This window comes from Cytobacillus gottheilii, assembly GCF_900166665.1.
In the GTDB taxonomy this organism is placed as follows: Bacteria; Bacillota; Bacilli; order Bacillales; family Cytobacillaceae; genus Cytobacillus; species Cytobacillus gottheilii_A.
Genome location: NZ_LT800494.1, coordinates 2,520,019 through 2,543,764, shown reverse-complemented (window position 1 = coordinate 2,543,764; position 23,746 = coordinate 2,520,019). Strand labels below are relative to the sequence as shown.

The window sequence follows — 23,746 nt, the reverse complement described above, 5'->3', positions numbered from 1 at the left end:
GATAAAGGATGAGGAGTACATTAGTCTCATACATTTTAGAACTGTTCGTAAACGAACTGTTCTGGAGGGCGGTAAAAATGGAGGATCAATCTAGTCAAAGGGTTACGGATATTTTAAAATCGGTTGAGCGCGTCAACCGGGGATTAAGAAAATTGTTTCAAAAAACAGCGGCGGACTTGGATCTCACGGCTCCGCAATTGATGTTATTAAGTATCATTGCTTCAAAAAAAGAAGTAACACAAAAACAGCTTGGGATCGAAATTCAAATTCCTAAAAGCACTCTTAGCCAGACCATTGATGCGCTTGTACAAAGAGAGCTGCTTGAACGATATCCAGTTGAGGGAAACCGGCGGGAAATGCAGCTAGTCCTCAGTAAGCAAGGAAAAACTTTAATCGATTCAATTCATGAGCAAAAGGGAAGCTACTATACGGTTTTAAAGGAAGCAGTTGACGGTTTATCAGAACAAAAGGCAAATCTGCTGCTGAGTTCTCTTTCTCAAATCGCCTTATTTTTAGAAGAAGAAATGAAGGAATAAAGGAGTTAATAGCGTATGTTAAAGCTAACCAAGCAATTAACAGCATATAAATGGATGATTTTATCTGTTTTTGCTCTTATTTTCATACAAGTTTTATCTGATTTATATTTACCCACACTAATGGCCGATATTATTGATAATGGTGTTGTTGTTGGCGATACGGGTGTCATTTGGCGGGTCGGCGGGATCATGCTCGCCGTTTCAGCGCTTGGTGCAATAGCATCCGTTGGGGCAAGCTATTATGCTTCTAAATCTGCGATGGGCTTTGGGCGTGATCTGCGCCGTAAAGTTTTCAAGCATGTAGACGAATTTTCGATGCAGGATTTTGATTCGGTCGGCACCGCTTCTTTAATTACGCGTACGACCAATGATATCACCCAGATCCAGCAGGTAGTAATTATGATGCTGCGTATGGTCGTCAGTGCACCGATTATGTTTGTCGGCGGTTTAATCATGGCTGTTTCAAAGGATGCGAAACTTTCACTGATTATTCTTGTAACCATGCCTATTCTTGCCGTCTCCATCTATTTTATTATGAAAAAAGCATTGCCTTTATTTAAGCTTGTTCAGGATAAATTAGATCGATTAAACCTCGTCATGCGTGAAAATCTGACTGGAATCCGCGTAATTCGCGCTTTTAACCGTGAAAACCAGGAAAAGGATCGCCTGCAAAAGGCGAATAGAGATCTAACAGATGTTTCCATCAAAGTAAACCGGATCATGGCGTTTTTAATGCCGGTTTTAATGCTGATTATGAATTTAACGGTGGTTGCTGTCATTTGGTTTGGCGGCATTCGCATTGATAATGGCGGCATGCAGGTCGGCGACTTAATGGCGTTTATTCAATATATCACGCAAATGATGTTTGCTCTGATCATGGCCTCGATGATGTTTATTATGATTCCAAGAGCATCTGTATCGGCAGAGCGGATTAATGAAGTTCTGGAGCTTAAGCCAACGTTTGTGGATCAAGGATCTGCAGAAGCGGATCAAGAAAAAGGAACATTATCATTTGAAGATGTGACCTTTCACTATCCAGGGGCAGAGGAACCGGCTCTCTCGCATATCAGCTTTAAAGCGAATCCTAGTGAAGTGACAGCCATCATCGGAGGCACCGGCGCAGGGAAATCAACACTGGTCAATTTAATACCGAGGTTTTATGACATTACTTCAGGTGTAATCCGAATTAACGGCGTTGATGTGCGTCATGCATCACAGGAAAGTGTCCGTACTAAAATTGGACTAGTTCCGCAAAAGGCATTGTTGTTTACAGGCAGTATTACTGAGAACATTAAATACGGCAAAGAAGATGCCACAGAAGACGAAGTGAAGCATGCCGCTATCGTTGCACAGGCGCATGAATTCATCAGCAAAATGGAACAAGGCTACGACACCATGCTGGCTCAGGGCGGTTCAAATCTCTCAGGCGGTCAAAAGCAGCGCCTTTCCATTGCCAGGGCATTAGTCAGAAAACCGGATGTGTATATATTTGATGATAGCTTCTCTGCATTGGATTATAAAACAGATAAAAATCTTCGTGCAGCTTTAAAGGAAGAAACGAAAGATGCGACAGTTATTCTGGTTGCCCAAAGAATCAGTACTGTGGTGGATGCAGACCGGATCATTGTTTTAGACAAAGGAAAAATGGCCGGTATCGGAACTCATAAAGAGTTAATGGAAGAAAATGAAGTGTATCGTGAAATTGTGAAGTCACAATCCTCAGAGGAGGAAACAGCATGAGTTCAGAAAATACCACTCAGCGAGGTTCTGGAAGAAAACATCCAAACCCAAACATGATACCTGGCGGCCAAAAAGTAAAAGACTTTAAAGGTACCTTGTTCAGACTGTTATCCTATTTAAAACCACAGCGAAAACAGCTTCTGATTGTTTTTATAGCAGCGATTTTGAGTACCGTCTTTATGATTGTCGGACCGAAAATCATGGGAAATGCGATTACGGAGCTCTTTGAAGGGATTTATGGCAAATTATCCGGCGTTCCTGGTGCAGCTGTTGATTTTGGCGCAATCGGTCAAATGCTCCTGCTCCTTGCCGGTCTTTATGTGATTAGCTCGTTATTTACATTTGTTCAGCAGTACGTCATGTCCAGTGTTGCGCAATTAACGGTATACCGTTTGCGCGAGGACATAAATGAAAAGCTTGAAAAACTTCCTCTGCAGTATTTTGACGGCAGACCAAAGGGAGAAATATTGAGCAGAGTGACCAATGATATTGATACGATTGGGAGCACGCTTCAGCAAAGTGTAACGCAATTTATAACATCGATTGTTACGATTGTTGGAATCATTATCATGATGCTCACCATCAGTCCTTTATTAACGTTAATTTCGATTGTTAGCTTGCCATTATCCATGTTTGTGATTACGCCGTTTTTGAAAAAGTCACAAGCCCACTTTGCAGCACAGCAGCGCACACTTGGCGAGTTAAATGGCCATATTGAAGAAACCTATACAGGACATCAAATCGTCAAAGCATTTGGCCGTGAAGAAAAAGCGCTGAATCATTTTGATGAAGTCAACGAATCACTCTATAAAGCGGGCTATAAGGCACAATTTATTTCCGGCATTATGATGCCGATGATGATGTTTATCGGAAATTTAAGTTATGTCGTCATCAGTGTGGTCGGGGGCATATTAGTTATCAATCGCTCGATTTCAATCGGTGATATTCAAGCTTTCATCACTTATTCAAAGCAATTTACACAGCCTGTCACGCAAACAGCTAATATTGCCAATATCGTTCAGGCAACTGTTGCAGCAGTTGAGCGTGTGTTTGAAGTGCTGGATGAAGAAGAAGAAAATGTTACAGAGCATAATATGGACAAAATCCAGGAAGGTGCTGTTTCATTTGAACATGTAGACTTTGGCTACGGAGAAGAATTGCTGATTAAAGATATGAATATTGAGGTTGCACCAGGTCAGACTGTCGCCATTGTTGGACCTACAGGTGCCGGGAAAACCACCTTAATCAATTTGCTTATGCGTTTTTACGAGTTAAAAGGCGGAAAGATTATGATTGATCATCAAGATATTTCAAAAGTGAACAGAGGAAATCTTCGTCAGAATTTCGGCATGGTTCTTCAGGATACATGGCTATTTAATGGAACGATACGTGATAATATAGCTTACGGAAAAAACGGCGATGTAACGGAAGAAGAAATTGTAAAAGCGGCGGTCGCAGCAAGAGCAGATCACTTTATCCGCACACTGCCAGATGGATATGATACTGTGTTGAATGAAGAGGTTTCGAATATCTCACAAGGACAAAAGCAGCTATTAACGATTGCTAGGGCCATTCTTGCTGACCCAGCCATTATGATTTTAGACGAAGCCACTTCAAGTGTAGATACACGTACAGAGCGTCTGATTCAACAGGCAATGAACACCTTGATGGAAGGACGAACAAGCTTTGTCATCGCCCACCGTTTATCTACGATTCAGGATGCAGACCTTATTCTCGTCATGAAAGATGGTCAAGTGATTGAGCAGGGAAATCATCATGAACTGTTAGAACAAAATGGATTTTATGCTGACCTTTACTATAGTCAGTTTTCAAGTGCAGAAGCAGGATGAGCAGGGGAGATGCTCTCCTGCTTTTTTATCTTTAGCTCTTTTCTAAAAGTTTGTTGTTTTTTGATAAGTTTTCTATTTGATAACAGACTAGTTGATTGGAGCAGAAGGTGCGAGACTCCTGCGGGAGAAGTGGGATAGGTGAGACCCCGCAGGAGCGCAAGTGACGAGGGAGGCTCAGCGCCCACCCGCGGAAAGCGAGCGCCTGGAGCGGAAATCAACTTCTACTCATTTAAGTTCACAGCAACAATGTTTACGAAAACAGCCTAATTTTTAGAAAGGGAATGTGCAACTTTAGTTAAGCGTTAGACTTTATAAATTCTGTTAATAACGTTATGTTTGTTTATAATGAAAAAAGAAAAATGAATGTAAAAGGGGTACTAGAATGAACGCTTTAATTTTAGTAAGAGATGCATTTGTTGCAGCCTATCCGGAATTAATTGAAGAAACAGAAAAGTTGTGCACCAATGTAACGGTGATGAAAACCGACGATGGAGTGAGAAAGGAAGACTTGCTTAAAGAAGCAGCAGCGGCTGATATTATTGTAGTGGCTGTTGTGAAAATTGATCGTGAGGTAATTGATGCAGCCCAAAATTTAAAATATATCATTAAGTTCGGAGCTGGCTATGACAATATTGACGTAGCTTATGCAGAAGAAAAAGGGATTATTGTAAGCAATGCACCTGGTCAAAATGCAGAGTCTGCTGCAGATCTTGCTTTTGGTTTGATGCTTGCCAGCTCTAGAAGCATTCCGCAAAAGGATGCAGAAGTGAAATCGAGAGTTTGGAACAACTCGCTTGGAAATGAAGTACATAACAAAAAACTGGGAATTGTCGGCTTTGGATCCATTGGGCAGGCGATTGCCAAGCGTGCGAATGGGTTTTCAATGGATGTGATGGCTTACGGGAATTATCAGAATGAAGAAGCCGCTGCCCAATTGAATGTCCGTTTTACTGATTTGGATACTTTATTAACTGAATCTGATTATGTAATCTTATCAACCTCATTAACGAGTAAAAATAAGCATTTTATCAATCGAGATACTTTAGGGAAAATGAAATCCAGTGCCTTTTTAATCAACATCTCGCGCGGCGGTCTGATTCATGAAGGAGATTTAGTAGAAGCGCTTAAAAATGGCGGAATTCGAGGTGCAGCTCTTGATGTATTTGAAGTAGAGCCACCGCGTAATGAGCTATCCCTGCTGCCAAACGTTATCGCAACTCCACATATTGGCGGTGCAACCTACGAAGCAATCGTTAACATCAGCACAATTACGATTGATAATATTCAGCGGTTTATTGCAGAGGAAGAACTGCTGTTTGTCGTTCATTAAGCTATTCGTTTTCTGGAGGTCGATGTTATTGTGAAATTCGGGATGCTGATTACTGTTCTCCTATTTACAGCTGGAGGATTTATCTTTTCAAATTTGATGACACCAGCTCCAGGTAGCAGTTCTGGCAATGGAAATCCTGCTATTCTCTTTGTTCTATTGCTGCCGTTTATCTTATTCTATCTGATTATGTTTTGGAGAGGGATCTTTCACGGGCTTTCTAAAAAGAAGAAGTGGATAATTGCTGTCGCTGGTAGCGCCTATTGCGCAAGTGCCGTTATGTATCAGCGCTGGTCTTTTGTGCGGTACGTTGATGAGATGAGACAGGGATATAGGGAGCAATTTGGCTATGCTGATGAAGAGTACATCCAGGATATCGCAGTGTTTTTATCTATTCATGTGAATAACCAGTATTTTACTATTAATACCTTTATTGCATTTGTGGTTTTAACGATTGTGATAGGGGTGTTGGTTCCTTTAAGCGGAAAAAGGAAGGGGTATCGAGGTAATGGGGTAATTTGAATCTAGTGATTTTGTTTGGGATGGGGCGGGGGAATGTGTGAATTTATACGTTAAATACAGGGGCAAGATTGCCCCTGTATTAGTTTTTACTACCTAACTTAGAGTAATTTAGGTATTTCGGTCGTTAACCCAGAGTTTTAACAACCCAACTAAGCTCAATCGAAGCACTTGGGTCGTTAATTCAGTGTTTTAACGACCCACCTTGGTGTGATTCGTGCACTTGGGTCGTTAATTCAGTGTTTTAACAACCCAACTCAGGTCGATCGAAGCACTTCGGTCGTTAATCCAGAGTTTTAACGACCCAACTCAGGTCGGTCGAAGCACTTGGGTCGTTAACCCAGGGTTTTAACGACCCACCTTGGTGCGATTCGTGCACTTGAGTCGTTAATCCAGAGTTTTAACGACCCAACTTGGTGCGATTCGTGCACTTGGGTAGTTAACCCAGGGTTTTAACGACCCAACTCAGACCAATCGAAGCACTTGGGTAGTTAACCCAGGGTTTTAACGACCCAACTCAGACCAATCCAAGCACTTCGGTCGTTAATCCAGTACTTTAACGACGCAACACAGGTCGATCGAAGCACTTGGGTAGTTAACCCAGAGTTTTAACGACCCAATACAGGTCGATCGAAGCACTTGGGTCGTTAACCCAAGGTTTTAACAACCCAACTCAGGCTAATTCAAGCACTTCGGTCGTTAACGCAAGGTTTTAACGACCCACCTCATACAAATTCGTACACTTCAGTCGTTAATCCGCGATTATTGCATCTACCCAAACTCCCCAATCAAGCAGAATAAAACTCCAACTCCATCGCATATTCAATTGCAGCCATTGCATGCAGATATGTGGTATCCAATAGAGGAAGGCTGCTATGTTTCTGCTGAATGAGCAGCGGAATTTCAGTGCAGCCCAAGATAACGCCTTCTGCGCCTTCAGCTTCCAATTTTGAAATTAATTCTTGGTATTTCACCCGGGATTCTTCTAAAAATCTGCCCTGACAAAGCTCATCGAAAATCACACTGTGTACCATTTGGCGATCAGCCTCATTTGGAATGATCGTTTCAATTTCGTGTTTAGAGAGGATGTCTTTGTAAAATGGTTGTTCCATTGTAAATGCCGTTCCAAGCAGAGCTACCTTTTTTAAATTTTGCTGTTTAATGGCTGATGCTGTTGATTCTGCTATATGAATGAGGGGAACAGAAACAGCCTCTTGAACTTCCTTCGCCATTTTATGCATGGTATTCGTACAAATCACGATGACTTCTGCACCAGCTTGTTCTAGCTTGACTGCCGCTTCCACCATACTTTCCGTTGCTTCCTTCCATTTCCCGGTTCTTTGCATATCCGCTATCTCTTCAAAATTGAAGGAGTGTATCAAGCATTTTGCTGAATGCAAGCCGCCGAACTTATTTTTCACCGCTGTATTGATAATCCGGTAATATTCACTTGTTGATTCCCAGCTTAAGCCGCCAATTAATCCGATTGTTTTCATATTTAAACGCTCCTCTATTTTTTTCATCATCGTATCATGTTAATCTGGTATTATAATAGATCCAGAAAACGGTTAATTTTATAGTACCAGTTTAAAGGAGCATCAGTATGATACTAAAAGACTTGAATCGGCAAAGCAGCGTCACCTTAACACAGCAGTTATATGAGCAAATTAGATCCCTTATTTTAAATGATGAGCTCCACGAGGGAGAGCGCATTTTTTCAACTCGAGAGGTTGCAGGCAGTTTGCATATTTCACGTAATATTGTTATTGAAGCATATGATCGCTTACTATCAGAAGGCTATCTGGAAGTAATTCCGAAAAGCGGTACCTTTGTTGCTAAAGGGGCATCCATTAAAGCTGCGAAAAAAGGGGGAAGCATAACGCCGCAAGGGATTATGTTTGAAAAACAGCCAACTTTTATTGATTTTAAAGGAGGAAATCCTGCAATTGACCATTTTCCTAGAAAAAAATGGGCTCAATTAACAAAAGATGTTTGTCTGGATGCTCCATCCTCCATATTTGGCTATGGAGATCCTTGTGGTGTTTTGTCCTTAAGAAAGGTGTTAGTCAATTATTTAAGAAGAGCCCGCGGTGTAATCTGTGATCACTCTCAAATCGTTATCACATCTGGTGCAACTCAGGCATTAAAACTCATCACAGAGCTGCTAGTGAAAAAGGATGACTTTATTGCGGTGGAGGACCCGGTGACAGATGAAATGAGAAATATTTTTACAAATGCAGACGCCTCCATTTATCCTGTAGCAGCCGATCATGAAGGCATTCAGCCGGCATTATTGCCTGAAAAGCGGCCAAGTTTTACATTTGTCATTCCCTCACACCAGTTTCCGCTCGGCGGGACATTAACGATTCAAAGAAGAGTTCAGCTGCTAGAATATGCCCGGAAAATGGACAGCTATATAGTAGAAGATGATTATGATAGTGAATTCACCTATGAAGGAGGTTCTGTTCCATCCATACAGGGACTTGATCCTGACTCGGTCATTTATGTAGGAACCTTTAGTAAAATTTTATCTCCTGCATTACGGATCGGATATGTGGTTCTACCGAAACCTCTAATTGAACCTTTTTACAGTTTAAAGTGGTATTCAGATCGGCATACGTCATCCATTGAGCAATATGCACTCGCACGCTTTATTGATGAAGGGCATCTTGACAAACATGTACGGAAAATGAAAAAAATCTATATAGAACGAAGAAAGGTTCTGACAGATGCGCTGCATCAAGCTTTTCCATCTGTCCATGTCATTGGAAAAGCAGCAGGAATGCATATCGTCGCCCAATTTCCAGGCATCACTTTTACAAAAGAATTATGCGAAAAGCTGATGCAGGAAGGGATTAAAATTTACCCTGTCGAAAATTTTGCGCTGAACAAAGGAAGTCATGGAGATAAAATTGTCTTAGGCTATGGAGGAATAACAGTGGAAGAGCTGAAAAAAGGCGTAGAAATTTTAAAAAGGAATATTTAGGAATAGTAAGAAAAATTGCACAAAACATCATCAATAAAAAGGTACAATGGAAGGAGAGTTATAAGAGGAGGAGAAGACCGATGGCCAGACCGCAAAATAAAGAAGACCTAATCCAGGCGAGCAATGATCATTTCGCTGAACTATTTCAACGTATTCAGTCAATCCCAGAACCACTAAGAACAAACGAATTCGAATTTCCAGGTTTAAATCGTTCGATTCGTGATCTGATCTGCCATCTGCATGAATGGCATTTGTTCTTAGAAAATTGGTATACGACCGGAATGAATGGGGAAAAACCCGCTATGCCCGCAGTAGGGTATACATGGAGAACAACACCCGATTTGAACCGATCCATTCAGGAGAAATATTCGAGAACCGAATTATCTGTCGGGATTGACTTAGTAAAAGAAAGTCATGAACGAATGATGGAACTCATTGAATCTCATACAAATGAAGAGCTTTTTACAAAGAAGTATTACAAATGGACAGGCACAAGCTCACTCGGAGCCTATTTTGTTGCGAACACCTCCAGCCACTATGTTTGGGCCAATAAAATCATTAAAAAATATGAAAATCATTTGAAAAGGAATAAAGTTGGTCAAAAGAATTAAACGATCTTCCTGTTAATTAAAAAAATGAAGAAGATTGTAAGATAGAAAGGTAGAGAGTACTTCCCGAAATGCCCGTCATTAATAGAATTGGGGAAGGAGAACGGCGAAGTAATTCCCAAAATACCAACCATCATGAGAGCTGGGGAATGAGAAACACAGAAACACACTATTTCCTAGTAAAGCACTTCATATGAAAATATGTGAATAATACAAGATCCATCCGACATAGGCATGAAATAAAGACACCGTTTTCCCTTTAATGCAGGTTGCCTGCACTTTTCTGTATGAAAGGAGCTGGAGTGTTGAGGCGAAGGATGGATCATCGTATTCTTGTGGCTGTCTGCTGTGTCATTTTTGTCCTTTTAATCGTAAACGTAATCATGAACACAAAGGTGTATTTTGTATATAGTACGGGATTGGGAACAATTCTGCTGATGGGCACTTTGATTGCCGGTGTGATATTATTAATTGTTCGAAGTATAAGATAATAATATTATGTAAACCCAAAAGCAAAGAGCGCAAAAAATCGAAAAGCTTCCAAATTCACTTTACGCTTCATAGCTCTTTGCTTTAACTACTCATTGTTCCAATGAAACCCCACTCAATACATAATCCCATATCCCTTGATTTGTCGGCTCATTTGGCACCTCAACCACACATACATGCTGAAGTCCCCAATCGACTTCTCTTATTTCAGGTAATCCATCTACTGGGTAGAGAAGTAGGATTCTGAAATCACCTGTTACAAAATCTTTTAATACCTTTTCAAGCTGTGCTGCTCCTTCATAATCCCCAAACCAGCGCACAAGCAGAACCCGATTTCCAGTATGAATTTTATGAAGATAGCGTTCTACCCGTCTTTCTTTTTTTTCATTAAAAGAATTATAGCCTAGTGTCCAATCGTTTTGGTCGTTGACAGGAAAATCATGAACAGAGAGGACGTCATAAATTTCATCTTTTAGAAAATAAGACTTTCTGAATTGATCTACGCCATCTTCCATGTACCCGCCAACCTCATCCATTAACTTCATGTTGCTATGCTCCATAAATCCCCGGAAACGATGCTCAAATAACTTGCTTACATTTAAAAGCGAACTGGAAACACTCCAATCTAAAGGCCCGGAAAATGATCTTAAGCCTAGCCGCTTTAATTCCATAGCTGGATTACAAGCATTCCCAATACTCACAATAACATCGTAAGCACCTTTTATATCCTGTAACTTCATCCATCTCATCCTTTGACGTCATTAATACTATAGTAAACGCTCAAAATCACTGGATGGTTTGGACAAACTGGTAAAAATCATTATTGATTAATCGCAATTTTTATTCGCGGGCGAGCTGATTTAAACCATTGCATACAAAGGATAAAGATGATCATAACATCAATGATGTCGCCGCCATAATACATCACCATGCCGCCAAGTTCTGCCTGATCAGCAGGCACTCCATTCGGCGGATTTCCATAAATGAACTTAGATAAAATACCATGGCCAGCTAACGCAACAATAAATACAACTAAACGGTATCTAAATGAAGTTCGATGGAAAATCGGATCGATATAAATCATTGAGATGGTAAATAGATATCCAGCCGCAAATACGTGAAAATGAATGAGTAGATGCAAAAGAATATATTGGTGCATTAGGGAGTATAGATCGGTTGTGTACAGGATCCATAGCCCTCCAATATTAAGAAGGGAGGCCATAACGGGATTCGTCAGCATTCGTGATGGCCAGCTTTTTAGCAGCTTTGAAAATCTTCTTGCCAGCGGTACGTTTACTGTGCGAAACATCAGTGTCATCGGCGCAGCCAACGCCATGAGCAAAGGTGCTAACATCCCCAATAATAAATGGCCAAACATGTGAGCGGTAAAATCGGTATGTGCACGAATGGCTAAAGGTCCTGCTACTGAAATGACAGCGAAAAAAACGCCTAAAATCCAGCAAACAGTCCGATAAATGGGCCATGTTTTGTGCTTTTTGTTTGAAAACACAACAGCAAGGATATACAGCACCAAACCCAGCACAAACGGCAAGACTAAGAGGAGCTGAGGCAGTATGCCAACTGTATGTTCAATATGAGCACCATCAGAATGATGGATGTGATTAAGAATGTTCATGTGAAACATCCTTACCATATCGTTGTCTGTTTCTCGTTCGAACAGCAAGAATTATCCCTAACAGGATCATTACAAGTGCTAGTATGTTCCAAATCAGATCGTAAATAATGACATTTTCTACATAACGAATCTGGTGCAATCGCATTAATTTATGCTGGATGATTCCATCATACAACTGGAAGCCACCGGCACCGATCAATACTCCTGCCCACCACCTCATCATCCATAAGCCGTTCCGCCGGCGAAGTTCAGCGAACATAAACAAGCTCCCAATGGTCGCAAACCAGCTAAATGCATGAAAAAAACCGTCTGAAATCAGGCCAATATCGGTTGTAGATTTGTCATAAAAATGATGCCAGCGCAGCAGCTGATGAAAAACGGTCTCATCAATAAAAGCGGCTAGACCAATTCCAAATAGAATGCCAGACCAAAGATTTCGTTTTGCATAAGCAAATCGTTCTTTATTTTCGTTTAGAACCATCTTCTTCTCCTTAGAAATGTTTTCTTTAAATAAATTAAGTGTTGCCTTCATTTAGAACAGATAAACAACTGTTTATTTAAGTGTGAAAAAAGAAGGGAGAGGATCGGAAAAGTGTAAGGTTCTGTGAAATATCTTCCTGTTTTTCCCTTAATTTAAGAAGGATGTGTTATCCTTGATGAGAAGCTTTATTTTCCTGCATACAGCCAAGAGTCTAGAACGAAATTATTTGAATATTCCGATATGAAGTGATTAGGAGGCAAACAATGGAGAGATTTGATTTCAGTTTCAAAAATAAATATGTAAGATGGTGGTTTATTATCGTGCTGCCACTTATCATTTTATCCGCCATTTTAAACTATATTTTACCAAATGAGCATAATTGGATGACTTCATTTCTTACACCAATTGGCGTCATTCTCTTTTTTATATGGGTATGGTTTGATAAAAGGAAAAATAATAAAAGTCAATCACACTAAGGAACGTGTGAGGCAGGGACCCTTTTAGTCTACTTTTCTGGATGATCAATTTCCAAATGAGCACAGTTGAGTCATGCTGGATTGTTCGTAAACTTGAAAGAATGATATTTTTCTATATTAAATCTGTAGGTGGGCTGAAGAATGTTTTCAGATAATCAATTACGGGACCTGATAGCAGGTAAAATAATCGGAGACATATTTCCTTACGATACAAAAGATGAGAAGGAAATTAAGGAACATATAAGAAGATTATATTATCGAATCAAACGAATTCATCATGTAGAATGTGAAGCTGAGTGGGATCATTTTGGCAGCGGGTATGCATCGTTTGTTGAGTTTTTCTGTTACAGCAAAGATGAAGTTAAAACTATTCATGAAAGCAATGGTGTTCGCGAGGAAGAAGTTAAGGGAATTATTATTGATATCAGCACCCTGGCATCAGTCGCCATTATGGGGGAAGATGTTCGATATAGAAACATCAGTACCGAGACAAATGAAAGGGTTGGCTGGAGCTGTGTAACTCTCCTTGATGGTCTTAATTCCTTGTCAGTGAACGAAGAATATCAATCGGTCGGCGCCCAATTAAAACAGGCACTAATAGAGTATGAGTATGAGATTTTACAGGCCAGAGAGATGAAAAGATTCCTTCCTTTTCAAGCGAAAATTCCTACCATTTATCGTAATCGCGGGAATTATTTCGTCATGGATGCTATTTTTTATTGGGAGGATTAAGCTGTCATTTTTATACAATCAGTTGACATACAACCTTTAACAAAGTATTCTTACTATATAAATTGCAGCCCTTTTAAAGGAGATTATTTTATGAGTGTGAATGTTCTTAACTAACCGTTAACTGGATACGGCCTTGAATGCGTAAAAAAACAGGAGAATGCCTGTTTATTCAGTATGCGCTTTTCAAGGAAGTTAAGAACACACTTCATAGCATAGAGAACGGGTAACGAAGCTATGGCGTGTTTGCTGTAGTTTTTTTGTGTGCATTTTTTGGAGGAATGTAGCATTTCTATCTCTTTCTGATGCATAAGATTACCGCAAACATTGCCAGATAAATTACCCTACATCATGCCGTCATGAACTTGTTGTTCATGGCGGCTTTTTTTATTTTTTGGGCTGCAATCAACACTTAAGGAGGAACAAAAATTGAATCAGCAAACATTTGATGTATTAGGATATTACGACATTCTTGAAGAGATCGCTTCATATGCGAAAACCACTCTTGGCAAAAATACAGTTCGTGCTACTGTGCCCATGCACCATAAACGCCAAATTGAACAGCAGCTTCGTGAGGTGGAAGAAGGGGTCAGGATTTTGAATATTTCCAGCTCTGTTCCGATTCATACACTAGATGAAATGCAGCTTTATTTGGAGCAGGCAAAGAAAGGTTTGTATATACGTGCCGATCAGTTTACGTTTATTCTTTCGTTTTTACAGCATTGCACGAAGCTTAAACAGTTTATGAAGGATAAAGAATATGCCGCTCCTCATGTGAGTTTGTATGCGATGACAATTCCAGAAGTGAAAGAATTGGAAGACGAAATACAGAGAGTGATCCGCCACTCACAGGTGGATGATTATGCTTCAAGCGATTTGGCCTATTTGCGGAGGCAGCTAGCAATTCTAAAGGATAAAATTAAAGATAAAGCACACCAGCTTGTCAAATCGAAGCGATTTGCGAACATGCTGCAGGATACCTTGATTGCAGAAAGAAATGGGAGGCTCGCGCTTTCGGTTAAAAGAGAATATCGCTCCAAAGTTCAAGGGCAGGTGCTGGATACATCAGCTTCAGGTGCTACTTTATTTATTGAGCCAGCTGAACTGGGCAGTATTCAATCAGAAATTGAACTTTTAGCCATTGCTGAAGAGCAGGAAACAGAACGAATTCTATATGAGCTGACCGAAAAATTGCTTTCCTATGAGCAGACAATACGAATTGCGATTGAAACGATGCATCATTATGATGTGTTATTTGCTAAAGCACAATATAGCCGCAAAATGAAATGTGCAGCACCGATTTTAACAGAAGACTTCACCATTGATCTTAAAGAAGCACGTCATCCCATGCTTGGTGAAAAAGCCGTGCCCTTGTCGCTAATCTTTGGTGAATCACATCATGCATTAGTCATTACAGGGCCAAATACTGGCGGTAAGACGGTTACATTGAAAACAATCGGTCTCCTAACTCTGATGGCACAAAGCGGCCTGCCAATTCCAGCAAAAGAAGGTAGCCGGATCAGCCTGTTTCAGCATATTTTCGTCGATATCGGTGACGGGCAGAGCATTGAGCAGAATCTAAGTACATTTAGTTCTCGGTTGGTCAACATTATTGAGATTTTACAAAATACAAATGATCGTTCACTTGTACTCCTTGACGAATTAGGTTCTGGTACAGATCCAGGTGAAGGCATGGCTCTGGCGATCGTGATTCTAGAGCAGCTCTACAAAAAAGGAGCAACCTTACTTGCAACGACACATTATAGTGAGATGAAGGAGTTTGCGGATGCTTCTGAAGGTTTTATAAATGCCACGATGGAGTTTGATCTTGAAACATTGCAGCCGACGTATCGCCTTTTATTGGGACAGAGCGGAAGAAGTCAGGCATTTCAGATCGCCAACAAGCTTGGACTCCATCCGCAGCTGATTGAAAAAGCACACCTTTTAACATACAAACAATCTCACAGTTATACCAATGAACAAAACTTAACAGAAGCTCAATATGAAAAACAGATTGTCATCAATAAATATGCGCGGCAAACGTCTGAGTCACCGAAGCCACAAAAAGTACAATTGCCAGCTTTTAAAATGGGTGACAATGTGAAACTAACAGAAACCGATGAACTCGGCATCATCTATAAGGGGCCAGATGCTGGGGGGCAGTATATTGTTCAGGTGCAAAAAGAAAAGCGTTCCATTAACCAGAAAAGACTAAAGCTATATATAAGAGCTGAGGAGCTGTATCCTGAAGATTACGATTTTGATATTATTTTCAAATCAAAGGAGTACCGCAAAGTCAGCCATCAGCAGAAGAAAAAGCATGTGGAGGATGTGTGGCTGGAGGGGGAGGAATAGTAGCAAAAAAAGTCTTGAAGTGCAGTCTGCTATTAGCGGCTGTTGACCTTTCGTGACGGCATCGGAAAATTTAAGCGGAAGAATTCCGGTTAATGTCCATTTAGAGGAAAAAATAGCAAAAATAAGCGGAGAATTTCCGGTTATCAGCTGAATTTATAGCAAAATCTTAAGATTTTCCACTAATAGTCGGAAAAAATCCTCTTATTTTGCAGGAAATAGTGTAATTTCCCAGAATAAAAGGAATTTTTCCGTTTATTTTTAGAATTTAGGAAGATCCACTTGCGCAATTGCATACTCACTTTATTCTAACACCTTATAATTGACCCATTAAGAACGCACAGGTATGAAAACAATATTCTAAATGTTAGAATAAAAGCAAATAAGGAGGGAGAAGCGTTGACCCATAAAAAACGAAATCTTCTGATCGCCATCATCGGCAGTATCACCATTTTTACAGTAGCTGGAATCCTGTTTACTAAAATTTATCAAAACCATGTAACAAATCAAGCCATTATTGAAGATTGTTTTGATAACTTTGATGAGGTAGGAGAGGTTGTCTTAGAAAAAGATGGTTTCTTGTCTCAGGTTACATGTGAAAATGGTGAAGATTGAAGACCTCTGCGAGAAGGTCTTTTTTTTTGTTCATAATTCTATTACTCTATTCATTCGATGCATAAACAAGCTAGGTTTAATATTGCTAAAAAGTTCACAATATTTGAAATCTCATCTACAAAAAAGTAGTATGATGAATGTAGGGAGATTGTCCCTATTAACTTCGAAGAATTTTTACATCATGATTAAGCTAAAACCTTGAGGAGGCTTAACAATGAGTAAGAGACTAGAAGGAAAAGTAACAGTAATCACTGGCGCTGCGTCTGGATTCGGGAAAGCAATGGCTGAAGAGTTCAGCAAGGAAGGTGCAAGAATTCTTGCCGTTGACGTGAGTGATAAGGTTGAAGAGTTAAAAAGTACCGTCAGCGGAGAGCTTCATACGTTTAAAGCAGATGTCAGTGATCCAGAACAAGTGGCTGCTATTTTTGAAGAATGCAAGAGAGTGTTTGGCCGCTTGGATGTCCTTTGCAATAACGCAGGAATCACGGGACAGACCGAAACACCGCTCCATGAATATCCGCTTGATCAGTGGGACAAGGTGTTTGGTGTAAATGTAAGAGGTGCGTTTTTGGTCATGCAGGAAGGGATCAAAATGATGCTTGATAATGGAGGCGGCTCAATCGTCAATACAGGATCCATCGGCGGTTATCGTGTGACAAAAGGCTCTGGTGCCTATATCGTCTCTAAAGGTGCGATGGTCATGCTGACAAAGCAGGCTGCAATCGAGTATGTAGATAAAGGGATTCGCGTTAACTCTGTAAATCCAGGAATCTTTAATACTCCATTGTTAGATGGCTTATCTGAAGATATCATTGATTTCCTAAGCAACCAGGTGCCAATTGGCAGGCTGGGAGAACCGGAAGAGATGGCGAAGCTTGCGCTGTTCCTTGCATCTGATGAATCTTCTTATATTACAGGTCAAGACCATATTATTGATGGCGGCCGCTGGGCACTATAAAACCGAAATAACAAGGATGTTCCTCATACAGGAGCATCCTTTTCTTGTATACACGATTAACGGGATCCGGCAGTTATTTATGATTTAATAGAATCCTCTGTAATACTGCGGATAATAGTGCTGCTGATATGGCTGCTGGTGCATTTGTGCATGTGAGGTATGAGCAGGCTGCTGCACTGTTTCACGCTGGTTACAATGCTTAGGAGGACCAATAATGGTTGATTCCTTAATGGGGGCGACTGTGTTTTTCCATTGATTTTCATCCAGGCAATACGTATGTGCCATAATATGAGCTGGTGTCAGTCTTAATAAATCGGATCCTAACACAAATTCTGGTGTTGGCGCATCAAAGATGGCCAAGAGATGAGTATGATCCACTTCTGCAACTTCATAATGCCACCAGCCTTGCGGGACATTGGCGACTTTTCCAGGGGTAATTCTATAATTCTGAATTTGTTTCGTAAAAGGATTCAGCATCGAAACGATCGCAGAGCCAGAAATACAATAAACGAGTTCGGCAGCGTTTTGATGAATATGAGGCTCTATGACATTGGTTTGGCTTAAGAAAATATCAAGTAAAGACATATTCTCCAATGTATTAAGCTGCGCCGTACCTAACACATTAATGTAATTGTTCTGATCCTTTGTAAACAGCCGGCTTTTATTCATGTCAAAACTGAATTTTGTTTGAGGAGAGGTATAATCCATATAAGAAACCATTAATTGCACCTATCTTTCTATCCCTATTTTTCGTGTTTAATGTATGAGTAAAGACGACTTTCTGTGCAAGTACCCAATTTTACGGTAAAATAAATGTAAAAATATTTTGTCAATAGGAGGATGTATGATGCATTCATTAACGAGAGAAAATCACTTAATCTATGAGTTTAATAAACAAAATTCACCTGTATTAACGGTAAAATCAGGAGAAACTGTAACGATTGAAACATATGATTGTTTTGAGGATCAAATTACCTCAGAGGATACACCCATCTCTGAACTGGATTGGGACCGCATCAATCCGGCGACAGGTCCAATTTTTGTTGAAGGAGCACAGCCGGGAGATATGCTGAAGGTGAAGATCGACAAATTAGAAATCAGCAGTCAGGGAGTTATGCTGACGGGTCCCGATTTAGGTGTGCTTGGACATCGCTTAGAAAAGATGGAGGCGAAAATCCTTCCCATTAAGGATGATCATGTGCAATTTGATGAGATTCAAATTCCTTTAAATAAGATGATTGGCGTAATCGGCGTGGCTCCTGCAGAAGGTGGAGTAAACTGCGGAACACCTGGTGCTCATGGCGGCAATATGGATAATAAAATGATCACTGAGGGAGCGACTCTTTATTTTCCCGTGTTTGCAGAAGGAGCATTATTCGCACTTGGAGATTTTCATGCAGCAATGGGGGATGGAGAGGTAAGTGTATCCGGAATTGAAGTAGCGGGTAAAGCAACGGTTACGTTAGAAGTCGTCAATAATGCCAAATTCTCATTTCCTCTTCTAGAAAATGAAGATGTTTTTTCATTAATTGTATCTGCTAACACGCTGGATGAAGCTGCAAAGCTTGGAACCGAAATGATGGCGGATGTCATTTCTGCACAATCCGGCAAGAGCATGAGCGAAACCGTCATGCTGTTGAGTGCCGCAGCCCAAGTCGAGGTTTGCCAAATCGTAGATCCATTAATGACTGTTCGTATAAATGTGCCAAAATGGCTCCTTGAACAATTAAAAATTAGCTTAGTTTGATCATAATATTATTATGTAAACAAGATTTGCGGCTCTGATTGTGTCATTATTAGGTAAGACCGCAGCATACTTGAATAAATCTGTGAACGTGTTATGACTGTTTCGTGACAGATTCTAAACAGTCAAAAAACAATGTGCAGATGATGCAGGAAATGAAGGAGATGTATCCAATATACTATACAAAAGCTAATAGATTAAGGGGTCATTAGAATGGACGGTATATTTGGGAATCAGTATGATACATATCCTTTTATAGCCTATTCGGCTTCGCATATCATGATGGTGTTATTCTTAATAGCAGGCATAATAGGACTATATTTTTTTCGTACAACACTCAGAAAATATGATATAGGAATCAGGCTTTCTTTCTTTTTTATATTATTTACACTTGAAGCCGGCTATCATTATTGGCTGTATTCAACAAATCAGTGGGAGAGCTCAATCGCTCTTCCGCTTCAGCTGTGTTCGATCAGCCTGATACTATGTTTAATTTTACACCTTACAAAAATAAAGGTGATCTTTCAATATGTCTATTTTCTTGGTGTAGCGGGTGCCTTAATGGCTGTGTTAACACCTGAGCTGTTTTTAGGCTATCCGCACTTTCGCTATTTTCAATTTTTTATCACCCATATTTTTATTATCTTAACAAGCTTTTACTTTATCTTTGTTTTAAAATATAAGCCAACTAAGAAAGGCTTGTTTCAATCGTTTATCTTTTTAAATATTTGTGCAGCATTCGCCTACTATGCGAACAAACTGACAGGCGGGAATTATATGTTTTTATCCTATAAGCCATCGAACGGATCATTGCTCGATTATTTTGGTCCCTATCCGTGGTATATTCTTGTTTTGGAGGCAGCAGCTTTGATTTTCTTCACTGCCATTTTGCTTCCTTTTTATGTATTACAACAGAAGGCGAGGGATCATTCGTGAATAAGATGGGGATCGATGCCGGTGCAACTTTTATCAAATTGGCCTATGAAGAGAAAGGAAACCTTCACTATAAAAGATATCCTATTCAAGAAGCAGCTTCTCTTTTTAACTGGATGAAGATGATTTCTCCTCATGCTGAAGTGGTTTTGACAGGAGGGGGAGCCGGTGTGCTGAAGAACAAATATTTCCCTCAGGCTGCCGTACTAGATGAATTTACTGCTGCAGCTTCCGGCGCAAAAATACTGCATACATTACATGAACCATTTCTTTTGATCAATATCGGAACAGGAACTTCAATCCTGCGAGTGGAAAAAGGGAAAGCAGTCCGAGTTTCAGGTACGGCAATGGGGGGCGGCACCTTTCTTGGTTTAGGTCGGCTATTAACTGGAAAAGCTTCATATGAACAGCTGATTGAGCTTGCTCTAGAAGGCGATCGAACAGAAGCGGATCTGTTAGTCAAGGATGTTTATGGTCAAGATGAAGCCCCGCTTTTAGGTGAATTATCAGCAAGTAATTTTGCTAAAGCAGCCTTTACAGATACGATTAGTGATGAAGTGAAAATGGCTGCACTTGTCAATATGATCGCTGAGACGATTTATTTGCTGGTGATGGCTGGTTCATCACAGCAGAAGCTTCCGATGGCGTTTATAGGTGCTGGTGCTTTGAATCGTGCATTGCAAAAACAGCTAAAAATGTATGCAAAAATGTTTGATTTTGATTGTACATTCATTGAAAATGGGGAATACAGCGGTGCGATTGGTGCATTGTATTCTTAAACTCTACATATTGGTAAGCAGGTGGCAGCATTGAAGAGGTTTTTTACAATTGGAATGGCAGGACATATTGATCATGGAAAAACAACGTTAACGAAGGCATTAACAAATGTGGATACAGACCGGCTAAAAGAGGAAAAAGAAAGACAGATTTCAATTGAGCTTGGCTTTGCTCCTTTATATGAGGACGATGAACTACAAATTTCTGTTATTGATGTTCCAGGTCATGAGCGTTTTATCCGGCAAATGATCGCTGGTGTAGCGGGCATTGATCTTGTTGTGCTCGTTGTCGCCGCAGATGAAGGTGTAATGCCGCAGACAAAAGAGCATCTTGAAATATTAGGTTTTCTTGGCATTAAACAAGGCATTGTTGCGATCACAAAAAGTGATCGGGTTGAGGAAGAATTTATACAGCTTGTACAAGAAGATATTAAAGAAGAGCTAGTCGGTACTGTCTTTGAAGATGCTCCTTTCATGCTGACGGATAGCTTATCTTTAAGGGGCATTACAGAGTTGAAAGAAGAGATTATCAGCAAGCTGAAGGAGCAGGACACTCGAGATGTAAAAGGTGAATTTCGTCTGCCGATTGATCAGGTGTTTTCTGTGAAGGGACAAGGAACTGTTGTCCGGGGAACGGTTTATGAAGGAGCAATAGAAGAAGGACAAGCCCTAACCATTTTGCCAAGGGGATTAGAGGTTCGTGCCCGGCAGCTGCAGGTCCATCATAAGCAAGCATCTCTAGCATTTGCAGGTCAAAGGGTGGCAATTAATCTGGCAGGAGCTTCAAAAGATGAAATGAAGCGGGGAGATGTTCTTGTATCATCTGAGCATTTCGCCGTCACGCGCACGATTGATGTAAGCATAAAAGTTGTGGACGATTTAGAGTATATGGTGAAACAGCGGATGCCGATTAAATGTCATATTGGCACCTCAGAAGTAATGGGCAGGATTGTCTTTTTTGATCGAAATGATCTGACAGAAGATCATGAGGAAATTCTTTGTCAGCTTCGACTGGATGAAGAGATTGTGGCCAAAAGAGGAGACCGCTTTATTCTGAGAAGGCCAAGTCCGCAAGAAACGATTGGAGGCGGTTGGGTCATTGATCCGAATGGCCGTAAATATCGTTTTGGATTAAACACCATTGAAGAACTGGATAAGAAAAAAATGGGCACTCCGGAAGAACGGGTCATTGATCTATTAACAGAAGAGAAAAGTTTGTCTGTAGGCGAGCTCGTTCTGAAAACTTCTTTAGATGAGGGAACGATAAAAGAGATCCTTCAAAACGAGCCTTTTGTTCAGGTGAATAAGAGTGATTTCACCTTAAAAAAACTACAGCTGCTTATTGAGGAAGAAGTCTACGATCAGCTGAATGATTATCATCAGTTACATCCATTAAAACAAGGATTGAAAAAGGCAGAACTGCTGCAGTCTCTGCAAAATCAATATCCGAAAGCATTACTTGAATTTGTCATAAACAAAGGAGAAGAAATAGGGCTTTTTATCCGCAATGGCCAATTTATTCGCCATCAGCATTTTACGCCTCATGTGCCATCGAACTGGCAAAAGCGGACAGAAAATATGCTGCTGGCATTGCAAAAGGATGGAATGCAGGTTTCGTATTTTAATGACTATTATACTGATGCAGGATTGCCGGAGAATTTACAGGGAGACGTAAAGAAGTTTCTGCAGGATACAGGGGAAGTGGTCGCATTGGATGATGTTTTCTACTGGCATGGAAACCATTTCAGAGCTGCTGTTGAAAAGCTTAAACAACAAACAGCTAATGTTTTTGATGTGGGAGAAGCGAAAGAAATTCTTGGTCTTTCCCGAAAATATATGATTCCATTTCTGGAGCGACTTGATGCATTGGGAATGACTTATCGGGAAGAAAATAAACGAGTCTGGAAAAGGGAATAGCACCTGAGCTGGGGAATATGTCTCCAGCTTTTTCATTGTGCTTCAACTAATATCTTTCATCTGTTTTTTTCGCTGCGGCTCTCTTTTTATATAGTACATACACAACGTTAATCATCACCAGCAGCAGTGAACCTGATAAGGCTCCCAATACATAGGTTAGGCTAGGACTAACAAGTGAACTTCCAATGATACTGCCGATCAATACCATTAGCGCTGCTTGACTCAATCTCCATTGGGACGTTTTCTTCTTCATTTTAAGTACACCCTTCCTAATATACTTTCAACATTTGTTAATCTTGCTGATCTGTAAATATCTTTAATGCTCCTAACAGGATGACAACTGGAAATATGACGTAAACGAATCTTAAAACGGGTATCTCTAAAATAGCACTAATGATTAAGAAAGGAAGCCCAATCATTGTGGTCACTGATAAAAACTTCGTATAGCGAATCGCTGAATCTGATACTTCAGGTTCTTCTTGATACATCCACCGTTTCCCAGCTAACATGCTTTCTTCAGGTTCCAAATACATCCAAATAAGCAAACCGTATACTGGAATCGATATGACAACGGTGAAAAAAATGGTTGTAAACATAATATCCTCCTTTGATTAGAACTGTACAATATTCTTACCTTACTTTACGGTTTACGAACTAAAAAGGTTTCTGATTATCTGAAAATGTTATTTCCGTTTTTAAAAGAAGTCCGTTTCATTTCACTCATGTGTGAAAAAGATATATTAAATATAACAAATGAAAAACCGAATGATTAGAAAGATGAACTGCTAACCATTCGGTTCTATGGTCGTGTTAACTACTCATGTCCTAGCTTCTTTTCTGTATTCCTATTTCACAGACAATATATTTTACAACTAATATTGTTTATTAGATGATAAAAGAAACACAAAAACAACTACGCACCAGATTAAAAGTAATCTTATTTGTGGAAAACTAGTACTTCAGCACATTGTAACCATAATTGAAAATTTATATATAAGAAGGTCTTTTTAACAAGCAATCTTCTTTTACATTTTTTAGGCTCTTTTCTTAGTGACTGTTGTTTAATAAACACTC

The 23,746-nt window shown here is 40.1% G+C and carries 24 protein-coding genes; 17 read left to right on the top strand and 7 right to left on the bottom strand.

The genetic code is table 11. The annotated features are described in order from the left end of the window. Positions 1-77: 77 nt before the first annotated feature. From B7E07_RS12560 to B7E07_RS12540, 5 genes are all read left to right on the top strand, one after another. Positions 78-536, top strand: a complete 459-nt coding sequence (locus B7E07_RS12560) for a MarR family winged helix-turn-helix transcriptional regulator (RefSeq protein ID WP_176215197.1) — start codon at positions 78-80, stop codon at positions 534-536. 15 nt (positions 537-551) lie between these two features. Beyond that, positions 552-2,276 carry an ABC transporter ATP-binding protein gene (locus tag B7E07_RS12555; protein ID WP_080846189.1) on the top strand — a complete coding sequence of 575 codons (1,725 nt, stop codon included), beginning with the start codon at positions 552-554 and terminating at the stop codon, positions 2,274-2,276. Next, entirely contained in the window at positions 2,273-4,126 is a 1,854-nt protein-coding gene (locus B7E07_RS12550; RefSeq protein WP_080846188.1) for an ABC transporter ATP-binding protein, read from the top strand. Before B7E07_RS12555 ends, B7E07_RS12550 begins: the two co-directional genes overlap by 4 nt. A gap of 382 nt (positions 4,127-4,508) precedes the next feature. Continuing rightward, on the top strand, positions 4,509-5,456 hold the full coding sequence (locus B7E07_RS12545) for a phosphoglycerate dehydrogenase (protein ID WP_080846187.1): 948 nt from the start codon (positions 4,509-4,511) through the stop codon (positions 5,454-5,456). 30 nt (positions 5,457-5,486) lie between these two features. Beyond that, positions 5,487-5,975, top strand: coding sequence for a hypothetical protein (locus B7E07_RS12540; protein ID WP_080846186.1), 489 nt, complete (start codon positions 5,487-5,489; stop codon positions 5,973-5,975). A 785-nt stretch (positions 5,976-6,760) separates the two neighbouring features. Here B7E07_RS12540 and B7E07_RS12535 read toward each other — a convergent pair. Continuing rightward, the gene (locus tag B7E07_RS12535) at positions 6,761-7,468 is read right to left on the bottom strand and encodes an aspartate/glutamate racemase family protein (protein ID WP_080846185.1); all 708 of its coding nucleotides are present in this window, start codon (positions 7,466-7,468) and stop codon (positions 6,761-6,763) included. A 107-nt stretch (positions 7,469-7,575) separates the two neighbouring features. Here B7E07_RS12535 and pdxR point away from each other — a divergent pair, with 107 nt between their 5' ends. The 3 genes from pdxR to B7E07_RS23775 all read left to right on the top strand — a co-directional run bounded on the left by pdxR (position 7,576) and on the right by B7E07_RS23775 (position 10,057). After that, positions 7,576-8,958: a MocR-like pyridoxine biosynthesis transcription factor PdxR gene (pdxR, locus tag B7E07_RS12530; protein ID WP_080846184.1), complete on the top strand. Its 1,383-nt coding sequence runs from the start codon at positions 7,576-7,578 to the stop codon at positions 8,956-8,958. An 80-nt stretch (positions 8,959-9,038) separates the two neighbouring features. Beyond that, positions 9,039-9,569 (top strand): ClbS/DfsB family four-helix bundle protein, encoded by a 531-nt coding sequence (locus tag B7E07_RS12525; protein WP_080846183.1) that lies wholly within the window; start codon positions 9,039-9,041, stop codon positions 9,567-9,569. A gap of 314 nt (positions 9,570-9,883) precedes the next feature. Then, on the top strand, positions 9,884-10,057 hold the full coding sequence (locus tag B7E07_RS23775) for a hypothetical protein (protein WP_176215196.1): 174 nt from the start codon (positions 9,884-9,886) through the stop codon (positions 10,055-10,057). A 90-nt stretch (positions 10,058-10,147) separates the two neighbouring features. Here B7E07_RS23775 and B7E07_RS12520 read toward each other — a convergent pair whose 3' ends face one another. The 3 genes from B7E07_RS12520 to B7E07_RS12510 all read right to left on the bottom strand — a co-directional run bounded on the left by B7E07_RS12520 (position 10,148) and on the right by B7E07_RS12510 (position 12,172). Continuing rightward, positions 10,148-10,795, bottom strand: a complete 648-nt coding sequence (locus tag B7E07_RS12520) for a DUF1796 family putative cysteine peptidase (RefSeq protein WP_176215195.1) — start codon at positions 10,793-10,795, stop codon at positions 10,148-10,150. Positions 10,796-10,875: 80 nt separating this feature from the next. Further along, a complete protein-coding gene (locus B7E07_RS12515; protein ID WP_080846181.1) occupies positions 10,876-11,691 on the bottom strand; it encodes a cytochrome c oxidase assembly protein in 816 nt (271 codons plus the stop codon). Further along, on the bottom strand, positions 11,678-12,172 hold the full coding sequence (locus B7E07_RS12510; RefSeq protein WP_080846180.1) for a DUF2243 domain-containing protein: 495 nt from the start codon (positions 12,170-12,172) through the stop codon (positions 11,678-11,680). Before B7E07_RS12510 ends, B7E07_RS12515 begins: the two co-directional genes overlap by 14 nt. Before the next feature lie 263 nt (positions 12,173-12,435). On the opposite strand from B7E07_RS12510, the gene B7E07_RS12505 reads away from it, so the two are divergent. The 5 genes from B7E07_RS12505 to B7E07_RS12485 all read left to right on the top strand — a co-directional run bounded on the left by B7E07_RS12505 (position 12,436) and on the right by B7E07_RS12485 (position 17,302). Then, on the top strand, positions 12,436-12,648 hold the full coding sequence (locus B7E07_RS12505; RefSeq protein WP_080846179.1) for a hypothetical protein: 213 nt from the start codon (positions 12,436-12,438) through the stop codon (positions 12,646-12,648). 141 nt (positions 12,649-12,789) lie between these two features. Further along, positions 12,790-13,380 (top strand): hypothetical protein, encoded by a 591-nt coding sequence (locus B7E07_RS12500; RefSeq protein ID WP_080846178.1) that lies wholly within the window; start codon positions 12,790-12,792, stop codon positions 13,378-13,380. A 426-nt stretch (positions 13,381-13,806) separates the two neighbouring features. Next, the gene (locus B7E07_RS12495) at positions 13,807-15,732 is read left to right on the top strand and encodes an endonuclease MutS2 (RefSeq protein WP_080846177.1); all 1,926 of its coding nucleotides are present in this window, start codon (positions 13,807-13,809) and stop codon (positions 15,730-15,732) included. Between the two features lie 396 nt (positions 15,733-16,128). Further along, positions 16,129-16,344 carry a hypothetical protein gene (locus tag B7E07_RS12490; protein WP_080846176.1) on the top strand — a complete coding sequence of 72 codons (216 nt, stop codon included), beginning with the start codon at positions 16,129-16,131 and terminating at the stop codon, positions 16,342-16,344. Positions 16,345-16,558: 214 nt separating this feature from the next. Further along, entirely contained in the window at positions 16,559-17,302 is a 744-nt protein-coding gene (locus B7E07_RS12485) for an SDR family NAD(P)-dependent oxidoreductase (protein ID WP_080846175.1), read from the top strand. 84 nt (positions 17,303-17,386) lie between these two features. Here the strand turns inward: B7E07_RS12485 and B7E07_RS12480 are convergent, their stop codons facing one another. Then, on the bottom strand, positions 17,387-18,022 hold the full coding sequence (locus B7E07_RS12480; RefSeq protein WP_080846174.1) for a cupin domain-containing protein: 636 nt from the start codon (positions 18,020-18,022) through the stop codon (positions 17,387-17,389). A 124-nt stretch (positions 18,023-18,146) separates the two neighbouring features. Between B7E07_RS12480 and B7E07_RS12475 the strand changes: the two genes are divergently transcribed. The 4 genes from B7E07_RS12475 (at position 18,147) to selB (ending at position 22,672) form a co-directional block, all read left to right on the top strand. Next, positions 18,147-19,049: an acetamidase/formamidase family protein gene (locus tag B7E07_RS12475; RefSeq protein WP_080846173.1), complete on the top strand. Its 903-nt coding sequence runs from the start codon at positions 18,147-18,149 to the stop codon at positions 19,047-19,049. A gap of 210 nt (positions 19,050-19,259) precedes the next feature. Continuing rightward, a complete protein-coding gene (locus tag B7E07_RS12470; RefSeq protein WP_080846172.1) occupies positions 19,260-19,982 on the top strand; it encodes a YwaF family protein in 723 nt (240 codons plus the stop codon). A 5-nt stretch (positions 19,983-19,987) separates the two neighbouring features. Then, entirely contained in the window at positions 19,988-20,758 is a 771-nt protein-coding gene (locus B7E07_RS12465; protein ID WP_257391546.1) for an acetate and sugar kinases/Hsc70/actin family protein, read from the top strand. A gap of 30 nt (positions 20,759-20,788) precedes the next feature. Next, positions 20,789-22,672 carry a selenocysteine-specific translation elongation factor gene (gene selB, locus B7E07_RS12460; RefSeq protein WP_080846170.1) on the top strand — a complete coding sequence of 628 codons (1,884 nt, stop codon included), beginning with the start codon at positions 20,789-20,791 and terminating at the stop codon, positions 22,670-22,672. A 46-nt stretch (positions 22,673-22,718) separates the two neighbouring features. On the opposite strand, the gene B7E07_RS12455 is transcribed toward selB, so the two are convergent. Together B7E07_RS12455 and B7E07_RS23770 are read right to left on the bottom strand one after the other, a co-directional pair. Continuing rightward, positions 22,719-22,925, bottom strand: coding sequence for a hypothetical protein (locus tag B7E07_RS12455; protein WP_080846169.1), 207 nt, complete (start codon positions 22,923-22,925; stop codon positions 22,719-22,721). 37 nt (positions 22,926-22,962) lie between these two features. Beyond that, entirely contained in the window at positions 22,963-23,268 is a 306-nt protein-coding gene (locus tag B7E07_RS23770; protein WP_176215194.1) for a hypothetical protein, read from the bottom strand. Between the last annotated feature and the right edge of the window lie 478 nt (positions 23,269-23,746).

Excerpts from the sequence above, each read along its gene's own strand:
- B7E07_RS12560 (WP_176215197.1), top strand. The coding sequence starts at position 78 with ATGGAGGATCAATCTAGTCAAAGGGTTACGGATATTTTAAAATCGGTT.
- B7E07_RS12555 (WP_080846189.1), top strand. The coding sequence starts at position 552 with ATGTTAAAGCTAACCAAGCAATTAACAGCATATAAATGGATGATTTTA.
- B7E07_RS12550 (WP_080846188.1), top strand. The coding sequence starts at position 2,273 with ATGAGTTCAGAAAATACCACTCAGCGAGGTTCTGGAAGAAAACATCCA.
- B7E07_RS12545 (WP_080846187.1), top strand. The coding sequence starts at position 4,509 with ATGAACGCTTTAATTTTAGTAAGAGATGCATTTGTTGCAGCCTATCCG.
- B7E07_RS12535 (WP_080846185.1), bottom strand. The coding sequence starts at position 7,468 with ATGAAAACAATCGGATTAATTGGCGGCTTAAGCTGGGAATCAACAAGT.
- pdxR (WP_080846184.1), top strand. The coding sequence starts at position 7,576 with ATGATACTAAAAGACTTGAATCGGCAAAGCAGCGTCACCTTAACACAG.
- B7E07_RS12525 (WP_080846183.1), top strand. The coding sequence starts at position 9,039 with ATGGCCAGACCGCAAAATAAAGAAGACCTAATCCAGGCGAGCAATGAT.
- B7E07_RS23775 (WP_176215196.1), top strand. The coding sequence starts at position 9,884 with ATGGATCATCGTATTCTTGTGGCTGTCTGCTGTGTCATTTTTGTCCTT.
- B7E07_RS12520 (WP_176215195.1), bottom strand. The coding sequence starts at position 10,795 with ATGAAGTTACAGGATATAAAAGGTGCTTACGATGTTATTGTGAGTATT.
- B7E07_RS12515 (WP_080846181.1), bottom strand. The coding sequence starts at position 11,691 with ATGAACATTCTTAATCACATCCATCATTCTGATGGTGCTCATATTGAA.
- B7E07_RS12510 (WP_080846180.1), bottom strand. The coding sequence starts at position 12,172 with ATGGTTCTAAACGAAAATAAAGAACGATTTGCTTATGCAAAACGAAAT.
- B7E07_RS12505 (WP_080846179.1), top strand. The coding sequence starts at position 12,436 with ATGGAGAGATTTGATTTCAGTTTCAAAAATAAATATGTAAGATGGTGG.
- B7E07_RS12500 (WP_080846178.1), top strand. The coding sequence starts at position 12,790 with ATGTTTTCAGATAATCAATTACGGGACCTGATAGCAGGTAAAATAATC.
- B7E07_RS12485 (WP_080846175.1), top strand. The coding sequence starts at position 16,559 with ATGAGTAAGAGACTAGAAGGAAAAGTAACAGTAATCACTGGCGCTGCG.
- B7E07_RS12480 (WP_080846174.1), bottom strand. The coding sequence starts at position 18,022 with ATGGTTTCTTATATGGATTATACCTCTCCTCAAACAAAATTCAGTTTT.
- B7E07_RS12475 (WP_080846173.1), top strand. The coding sequence starts at position 18,147 with ATGATGCATTCATTAACGAGAGAAAATCACTTAATCTATGAGTTTAAT.
- B7E07_RS12470 (WP_080846172.1), top strand. The coding sequence starts at position 19,260 with ATGGACGGTATATTTGGGAATCAGTATGATACATATCCTTTTATAGCC.
- B7E07_RS12465 (WP_257391546.1), top strand. The coding sequence starts at position 19,988 with ATGGGGATCGATGCCGGTGCAACTTTTATCAAATTGGCCTATGAAGAG.
- B7E07_RS12455 (WP_080846169.1), bottom strand. The coding sequence starts at position 22,925 with ATGAAGAAGAAAACGTCCCAATGGAGATTGAGTCAAGCAGCGCTAATG.
- B7E07_RS23770 (WP_176215194.1), bottom strand. The coding sequence starts at position 23,268 with ATGTTTACAACCATTTTTTTCACCGTTGTCATATCGATTCCAGTATAC.